The sequence below is a fragment of the Komagataeibacter xylinus NBRC 15237 genome (assembly GCF_001571345.1).
In the GTDB taxonomy this organism is placed as follows: Bacteria; Pseudomonadota; Alphaproteobacteria; order Acetobacterales; family Acetobacteraceae; genus Komagataeibacter; species Komagataeibacter xylinus.
Window position 1 is genome coordinate 1 of record NZ_BCTP01000081.1, and the last position, 7,431, is coordinate 7,431.

At 66.4% G+C, this 7,431-nt stretch carries 9 protein-coding genes and 1 tRNA gene; 2 read left to right on the forward strand and 8 right to left on the reverse strand.

What is annotated here, in order from left to right; translation table 11 throughout:
- Positions 1–112 precede the first annotated feature (112 nt).
- The 7 genes from GXY01S_RS15945 to GXY01S_RS15975 all read right to left on the reverse strand — a co-directional run bounded on the left by GXY01S_RS15945 (position 113) and on the right by GXY01S_RS15975 (position 6,391).
- Positions 113–901, reverse strand: a complete 789-nt coding sequence (locus tag GXY01S_RS15945) for an aminotransferase class IV (RefSeq protein ID WP_061276710.1) — start codon at positions 899–901, stop codon at positions 113–115.
- The gene (locus GXY01S_RS15950) at positions 898–2,277 is read right to left on the reverse strand and encodes an anthranilate synthase component I family protein (protein WP_061276725.1); all 1,380 of its coding nucleotides are present in this window, start codon (positions 2,275–2,277) and stop codon (positions 898–900) included. The genes GXY01S_RS15945 and GXY01S_RS15950 overlap by 4 nt, the downstream gene beginning before the upstream one ends.
- A complete protein-coding gene (gene ptsP, locus GXY01S_RS15955) occupies positions 2,270–4,108 on the reverse strand; it encodes a phosphoenolpyruvate--protein phosphotransferase (protein WP_061276712.1) in 1,839 nt (612 codons plus the stop codon). The genes GXY01S_RS15950 and ptsP overlap by 8 nt, the downstream gene beginning before the upstream one ends.
- Positions 4,095–4,391 carry an HPr family phosphocarrier protein gene (locus GXY01S_RS15960; RefSeq protein ID WP_061276714.1) on the reverse strand — a complete coding sequence of 99 codons (297 nt, stop codon included), beginning with the start codon at positions 4,389–4,391 and terminating at the stop codon, positions 4,095–4,097. The genes ptsP and GXY01S_RS15960 overlap by 14 nt, the downstream gene beginning before the upstream one ends.
- Positions 4,384–4,845 carry a PTS sugar transporter subunit IIA gene (locus GXY01S_RS15965; RefSeq protein WP_061276716.1) on the reverse strand — a complete coding sequence of 154 codons (462 nt, stop codon included), beginning with the start codon at positions 4,843–4,845 and terminating at the stop codon, positions 4,384–4,386. The genes GXY01S_RS15960 and GXY01S_RS15965 overlap by 8 nt, the downstream gene beginning before the upstream one ends.
- Positions 4,842–5,813 carry an RNase adapter RapZ gene (rapZ, locus tag GXY01S_RS15970; RefSeq protein ID WP_061276719.1) on the reverse strand — a complete coding sequence of 324 codons (972 nt, stop codon included), beginning with the start codon at positions 5,811–5,813 and terminating at the stop codon, positions 4,842–4,844. Before rapZ ends, GXY01S_RS15965 begins: the two co-directional genes overlap by 4 nt.
- Before the next feature lie 134 nt (positions 5,814–5,947).
- Positions 5,948–6,391 carry an HPr kinase/phosphorylase gene (locus GXY01S_RS15975; RefSeq protein WP_061276721.1) on the reverse strand — a complete coding sequence of 148 codons (444 nt, stop codon included), beginning with the start codon at positions 6,389–6,391 and terminating at the stop codon, positions 5,948–5,950.
- A 71-nt stretch (positions 6,392–6,462) separates the two neighbouring features.
- Here GXY01S_RS15975 and GXY01S_RS15980 point away from each other — a divergent pair, with 71 nt between their 5' ends.
- Complete coding sequence (locus GXY01S_RS15980; RefSeq protein ID WP_255210481.1) at positions 6,463–6,762, forward strand: hypothetical protein; 300 nt, start codon at positions 6,463–6,465, stop codon at positions 6,760–6,762.
- Between the two features lie 105 nt (positions 6,763–6,867).
- On the opposite strand, the gene GXY01S_RS15985 is transcribed toward GXY01S_RS15980, so the two are convergent.
- Positions 6,868–6,943: transfer RNA gene (locus tag GXY01S_RS15985), tRNA-Ala, on the reverse strand.
- Between the two features lie 155 nt (positions 6,944–7,098).
- Between GXY01S_RS15985 and GXY01S_RS15990 the strand changes: the two genes are divergently transcribed.
- Positions 7,099–7,428, forward strand: coding sequence for a YggT family protein (locus GXY01S_RS15990; RefSeq protein ID WP_061276723.1), 330 nt, complete (start codon positions 7,099–7,101; stop codon positions 7,426–7,428).
- Positions 7,429–7,431 lie beyond the last annotated feature (3 nt).

The window sequence follows — 7,431 nt, forward strand, 5'->3', positions numbered from 1 at the left end:
GGGGACAGTTTTTGGTGAGGCTTTTTTCAAAAAGCTTCGTAAAGAACACCGCCTTTTTGAAAGAAGGCGACACCCGGAAACTTTTATCACTTTCCTTCAGACGGGCGCAAAATCAGCCAGCAAGATGCGCCACCAGCCCGGTCAGCAGGGCAGGCTGGCGCGGCAGTTCGTGGCCGTCAATCGCCACCACCTCACGCGCGCACAGGCTGTTCAGGGCAAAAACCGCCCCGGCGCCGCGCAGCATGGCGGGGCTGAGGCGGCCTTCGCGCACCAATCCTGCCGCCAGCAGTACGCCACGGGCGATGCCGGGCAAGGCGCCATCATGCACCGGGGGCGTCAGTGCTTCCCCATCAATGATGGCGACAAGCGTGCTGGCACTCGTCTCGGCCACATGCCCTGCCCGGTTGAGCAGCAGCGCATCATCCGCCCCCCGGCCTGCCGCCTCCATCCGTGCCAGGATGGACGGCAGGTAGTTCAGGCTCTTGACGCGCGAAAGCACGCTCTCCTCATCGCGCCGGTGGCTGACTGTCACCAGCCGCACGGGGGTTGCGGGCGGCAGGCTGGCGCTCGCGGTCAGCAGCACGGTGGGGCGTACTACGGGCGGAGGCAGCAGCCCGCGCGGGCCGGGGCCACGGGTGAGCGTGAGCCGCAGCGCGCCATTTTGCAGCCCGCAGGCGGCCAGCAGGTCGGCCGCCGCCTGCGCAATCAGGCCCCTGTCGGGTGGGGGCAGCATGAGCACGCCAGCGCCATGCGCCAGTCGCGCCATATGAAGCGTGAAATGCCGGACCACGCCACCCGCCACGCGCATGGTCTCGAACAGGCCATCGCCCAGCAGCAGCCCCCGGTCAGCCGGGTCGATGATGCGGCCATTGAGCCATACTGGCAGGCCCGTGGACGTCATGGCGTGTTTCCTTCATCTGCCTGCGGCCCGAACAGGGCCAGCAGGGCCGCGATCTTGAGCCACATCTCGCGGTATTCGCGCGCCGGGTCGGACTCCACGGTAATGCCGCCCCCTGCCGCCGCCGTAACGTGGGCGCGCGTGAGCACCAGCGTGCGGATGATGACGGCGCTATCCATTGTGCCATCGCAGCCAATCCGCACCATGGTGCCGCAATAGGCCCCACGGGGCGAGGCTTCCAGCGCATCGATCACCTGCATGGCGCGGTGCTTGGGCGCGCCGGTTACCGAGCCGGGCGGCAGTGTGGCGGCCAGCAGGTCACACGCATCGCGCCCCGGCTCCAGCCACCCCGTTATTTCGGATACCAGGTGGTGCACATGCGCGAATGTCTCGACCGCGAACAGTTCCGGCACGGCAACGCTGCCCATCCGTGCCACGCGCCCGATATCGTTGCGCATGAGGTCAACGATCATCAGGTTCTCGGCCAGTTCCTTGGCATCATGGCGCAGGCCGTGGACCAGGCGGGCATCATCCTGCGCGGTGGCGCCACGCGGGGCCGTGCCCTTTATGGGCCGGGTGCTGACCCGGCCCGCGCCATCAAGGCTTAAAAAACGCTCGGGCGAGGCGCCGAGCAGCGCAAACCCACCATTCCCCGCCATAAATGCCCCGAATGGCGCAGGCGAGGTCACGCGCAGCGTGCGATAGACATCAACCGCCGAAAGCCCGGCGGGGCGGTCAGCCCGCATGCGCCCGGTGATGTTGACCTGAAATACTTCGCCCGCCGCGATCCGGGCCACGGCCTGCGCTACGGCGGCGCGATAGGCCGCCGCCTCCTGATCGGGCCGGAAACGCACCATGGGCAGGGGCAAGGGTTGTGCCGCCGGACCAATCGCCACCCACTGCGCGGCCAGCACTGCCATGCGCGCGGCATCAAGGTCTGTTCCCGCCAGCCAGGCGCGGCCTGTCTCGCGATCAAGCACGAAGGCATGGTCATACAGGCCGAAAGCGGCCTCGGGGCCATCATCGCCTGCCCCGTGCCGTGTGCTGATGCCTTCCATGCGCTGCCCCGCGCCATAGCCGATAAAGCCGATCGCACCCCCGGCAAAAGGCACCTCGGGCGGGCAGCCACCATCCGGCACGCACTGCCGCAGCAGGTGGGGCAGGTCATGCGCCGCCTTTGCACCATCCAGCCAGCACGTGCCATCACGCTGTTCGATCCAGTGAACAGGGTCGCGGCAGATGATGGTCCAGCGCGCACGCGGTCCGACCGGGCCGCCACTGTCAAGGCAGGCAAAGCCCGGGCGCTTGCCCCACGCGGCCAGCACGTCATCCACATCCCGCCAGGCCACGGGCAGCAGGCAGGGGGCAGGGCTAGCCATCGCCCGCGTGCCGCAGGGTGGCCGCATAGGCCAGCAGCATGGCGCTGACTTCCGGCCCGTCAGCCGCTTCAAGCGCGCGGCAGGCCATGCGGCGGCAGTCATCCATCGCGGCCGCCCGCACGGCGCGCTTCACGCGTGGCACGGCGGAGGCATGCATGGAAAACGACCGCACCCCCAGCCCCACCAGCAATGGCACGGCCACCGGGTCGGAGGCCATCTCGCCGCATAGCGAGACCGGCCTGCGCTGGCGCAGCCCCGCATCGGCGGCAAGACGCACAAGCCGCAGCACGGCGGGGTGCAGCGGGTCATACAGCCCTGCCACATCCGTCGCCGCCCGGTCTGCCGCAAGGGTGTACATGGTCAGGTCATTGGTGCCGATGGCGAGGAACTCTGCCTCCTGCGCCAGCACATCGGCCATGAGGGCGGCGGCTGGCGTTTCGATCATGATGCCAAGCGGCGGCAGCGGGTCGGGTATGTCTACCCCCCTGCGCCGCAGCCTGCGGCCCACGCGGGCATAGGTTTCACGCGCCTCATGCAGTTCCGCCGGGCTTGACACCATGGGTAGCAGCACCCGCACCGGGCCTGCGGTGGCCGCGCGCAAAATGGCGGCGAACTGCGTTTCAAGCAGGGCGCGATGGCGCAAAAGCAGCCTGATGCCCCGCAGGCCCAGCGCCGGATTGACATCGCTGCCGGTGCCAATGCCCGCCTGTGTCAGGGCATCGCTATTCTTTTCGCTGCCCCAGTCCACCACGCGAATCGTGACCGGGTCGCCCGCCATGGCCTCGACGAGGGGGCGGTAGAGCGCTTCCTGCCGGGCCTCGTCGGGCAGGGTCTCGGCATTCATGAACAGGAACTCGCTGCGCAGCAGCCCGATGCCCGCGGCACCCGACTGCGCGATCATGGGCAGTTCAGCCGGAATTTCGAGGTTGGCCTGCAATGTCAGCACCTCCCCGCTCGACAGGCGGGCAGGCAGGCGGCGCAGACGGCCAAGCGCCTGGCGCTCACGCGCATAGGCCGCCACCTCCACCCGGGCCGCCGCCGCCGTGCGGGTGGATGGCCGGATGATGACCTGCCCGGTCGTGCCATCAACCACCAGCCGTGTGCGCCGCCCGATCCGGGCCAGCAGCCCGTGGGTAGCCAGCACGGCGGGAATGCCCAGCGCGCGCAGCAGGATGGCGGTATGGCCGGTGCTACCGCCTTCCTCCGTCACCACGGCGGCAATGCGCGAGGGGTCGATCAGGGCAGCATCGGCAGGACGCAACTGCTCGGCTACAAGGATCGCGCCATCGGGAATGGTGGAAAACGACCGATACGGCGTGCCACTGAGGTTGCGCACCAGCCTGCGCCCGATCTCGCGGAACTCGCCTGCCCGCCGCCTTGCCGCCACCGCATCCTCGCCCTCGGGCGCGGGGCGGCCGGGGGGGCTGAGCATGAAGGCGGCCAGGGCCTCGGTCTCAAGCTGCACGGCGGCCTCGGCCAGCATGCCGTGGCCAAGCCGCGCCTCGATGCCGCGCCGCAGGCGCGAAGGGCCGAGCATGCGGCGATAGACTTCCAGCAGGGAGCCGATTTCCACCTGCCCATCTTCCGGCAGCAGGGCCAGCCGGTCATGCAGCCTGCGGAGCTGGGCGGTGGAACGGGTTATGGCCTCATGCAGGCGGACGCGTTCATGGGCGGGATCGCAATCGTGCCGCGCGGTATCGATGGGCGGAGGTTCGGGGTCATGCGCGATGGCGGCATACCCGATGGCCACGCCGGATGAAACGGGCTGGCCTTCCAGCCGCACCTCACCGGGGCGGGGGCTACGGGAGGTGCCGCGTTCAGTCGTCTTCATCAAACCCGGCCCCGACCAGCCGCACGAGGGCCTCAAGGGCCGGTGCCGCCTGCGGGCCGCTGGCCGCGATGCCGATTGTCTCGCCTTTTCCGGCCCCCAGCATCATGAGCCCCATGATGGAATGGCCCGAAACCGTCATGCCCGCATGGGTCACGTCGATGGTGGCATCGAATTTTTCCGCCACCGTGACGAATTTGGCCGCCGCCCGCGCATGCAGCCCGCGCTGGTTGACAATGCCCGCATCCGCCCGCCGGGGTGCCGCCTGCGCCACGGGTTCAGCCACCGTGACCCACCACGCTGTCCGCGGCCTCGCCCGCGCAGGCCCCCACGCCCGACAGGCAGGCGGCAGGCAGGTGGGATGCAACCGAAATATAGCGCCTGCCCGCCTCTTCCGCTCCGCGCAGGCAATCCTGCATGTCCGCCTGGCCGCGCATCTGCGCCAGCTTGACCAGCATGGGCATGTTGACGCCGGCGAGCACCTCCACGCGGTTGGTTTCCAGCACGGAAATCGCGACATTGGATGGCGTGCTGCCGAACATGTCGGTCAGCAGGATCACGCCCTGCCCGCTATCGACCGAGTCGATGGCCTGGCGCAGCGCCGCGTGGCAGGTGCCGGGCAGCGAGGCCGCCGTGACATTGAACACCGTGGCCTGCGCCTGCGGACCAACCACATGTTCGAGTTCCGCCTTCAGGGTCTCGCCCAGAACGCCATGCATCACGAATACAAGACCGATCATTGCGGGTCCGTGTGCTCCGTTGGTTCGGCCAGCCCGCGCGGGCGGTTGGCCCAGCGCCAGCTGCTGCGACCCTGGCGGGCCAGTTCACGGTGCATGATCACGACGGGCCATGCATCATGGGGGTGAGGACTGTCGGCACGCTGCGCCAGCCGCTGCGCAAGGGCCTCGACAAGGGTAACCGAGCGGTGCCGCCCGCCCGAGCAGCCTATGGCGATGGTGGCGTATTTCTTGCCCTCGCGCACGAAGCGCGGCAGCACGAGCTCAAGCAGCCCTGCCATGCGATCAAGGAATTCAGCATAATCGGGATCATTGGCCACGTACTGCGCCACGTCCGCATCCAGCCCGGTCATGGCTGACAGGGCGGGGTCGTAATACGGGTTGGTGAGGAAGCGGGCATCGAACACCATGTCCGCCTCCCGCGGGAGGCCGGCGGGAAAGGCAAAGGACATCAGCGCCACGGTCAGCCCGTCAAGGCCGCCTGCCGACCATTCGCCAAACCGGGCCTCGACAAGCTGGCGCAGCTCGGGCGGTGGCAGGTCGGAGGTATCGATCACCACATCGGCGGCCTCGCGCAGGGGGGAGGTGAGGCGGATCTCGGCCTCTATCCCTTCCTTGACCGTGCCATGCACGGCCTGCGGGTGGCGCCTGCGGGTGGCGGTGTAGCGGCTGAGCAGCACGCTTTCCTCCGCCGTGGCGTAGATCAGCTCGGCATTGAGGGCGGGGTTGACACGCAGGCGGGCCAGGGCTGCCAGCACGGCGGAGGCATCAAAGCCGCGCGTGCGCGAATCCACGCCAATGGCCACCGGGCGCTCGGCGCGGGCTACGATCTCATCGAGCATGCCGAGCGGCGGATTGTCGATCACCTCGTGGCCCAGATCCTCCAGAATGCGCAGAATCGAGGATTTACCTGCCCCGGACAGGCCGGTCACAAGCAGGATGCGACGGGGGAGAGGTGTGTCTTCATGCATGGTGTCAGTCACGCAAAACCCTGACTTCTCTCAGCCATTTGCCGGATGACAGATCGCTGTATCATGGCGGGATCGAAACCTTTTCCTGAACCCATTCTCCCCCGAAAGGGCAATCATGGAAAGTGGCAGCCGCATCACATCTGTCTTTCATCCAGCAATTGGCTGCGTCCGGCAACGCAGTCAAGGATCAGCCCCACCCGCGCCACGGCCGAGGGGCGGGCCGGGTCGAGGCGGAACGCGGGCACGCCGGTCAGCGCATCGGGTTCCGGGGCCGGTGGCAGGCGGGGGGCATAATCGGGCGGGGCCACCAGCCTTGCAAGCGCCACCACCCGTACCCGCTGCTGCCACGCCATGCGGATGATGCCGATGCCGCGCACCTCGAGCAACCCCGCAAGGGCGGGGGGCGGGCTGGCCCAGCCCGCGTGCAGGCAGACCTGGTCATCGGCCACGAGGGCATAGCCCGCATCGATCAGGCGCAGCAGCAGGTCGGACTTGCCCGACCCCGATGGCCCCACGAGCATGACGCCCTGCGCACCGCGCGCGGCACAGGAGGCATGGATGTGAAGCGGCGCGTTCATGTCCGTGCTTTACCGGACAGGGCGTTGTTTCGGGAAAGGAAAAATTTTTATGGACAAAACATGGCGACTTCATGATTCTTTTGCATATGGAAGAAAATACGTCGTTGCGCCCGCAGCCCGAACTTCACCTCCGGCACCTGACCGGGATCAACGCACAGACCGGTGACTTCCCTCCTGAACTGTTCGGCCAGGTCCGTCAGGCGCTGGTGATGGGCATGGACCAGTTGGCCAGCCATAGCATGGGGGCGGAGAACGTCACGCGCATCATCTTCATGCTGCACGACACGACAGGATTCGCCACCTGTTTTCCCTTGCTCAACGACCTGTTTGGCCGCACCCGCCACCACGCTGCGCCTGGTCAAGCCGTTTGAACAGCCGGGCCAGTTGGTCGGGATCGAACTGCTCGCCACAGCCGGCGCAAACGACACGGAAGCCTGAACCGGGCGCTACAATTTCCATGGTAATGAGGGGGATCGTGGTGGAGCTGAGGGGAATCGAACCCCTGACCTCCTCATTGCGAACGAGGCGCTCTCCCATCTGAGCTACAGCCCCACAATCCTCGCGCGATTGATAACCGCCAACAGGTGCAAGTCAAGACTCTTTTTTCTGATTGTCCCCCCTTTTTAGCCGTAACCGGCAGTTGAGGGTGGTTGTATACGTTAACAGCTAACATTAGATTCTGCGCCACGCTCTCTGTTAAAGCTCCTGTGAAAGTTGGCACGTTGATCCACGTTGTTTTCAAGCTGTTTGAACTGTTGGCTGAACTGATACAGCTTTACACCTATGTGGTGCTGGTCTCCTGCCTGTTCAGCTTCCTGCTGGCATTCGGCATTCTCGACCAGCGCAACCCGATCGTATGGAAAATCGGCAATTTCCTGTATCGCATGACCGAACCGGTGCTGCGCCCCATCCGCAGCGTGCTGCCTAATTTTGGCAACATGGATTTCAGCCCGCTCGTGCTAATCTTGCTGATCCAGTATTTAGGCATGCCTATTCTGGGTCTTATCGAGAACATGATTATAACAACATTAAGGTAAAGT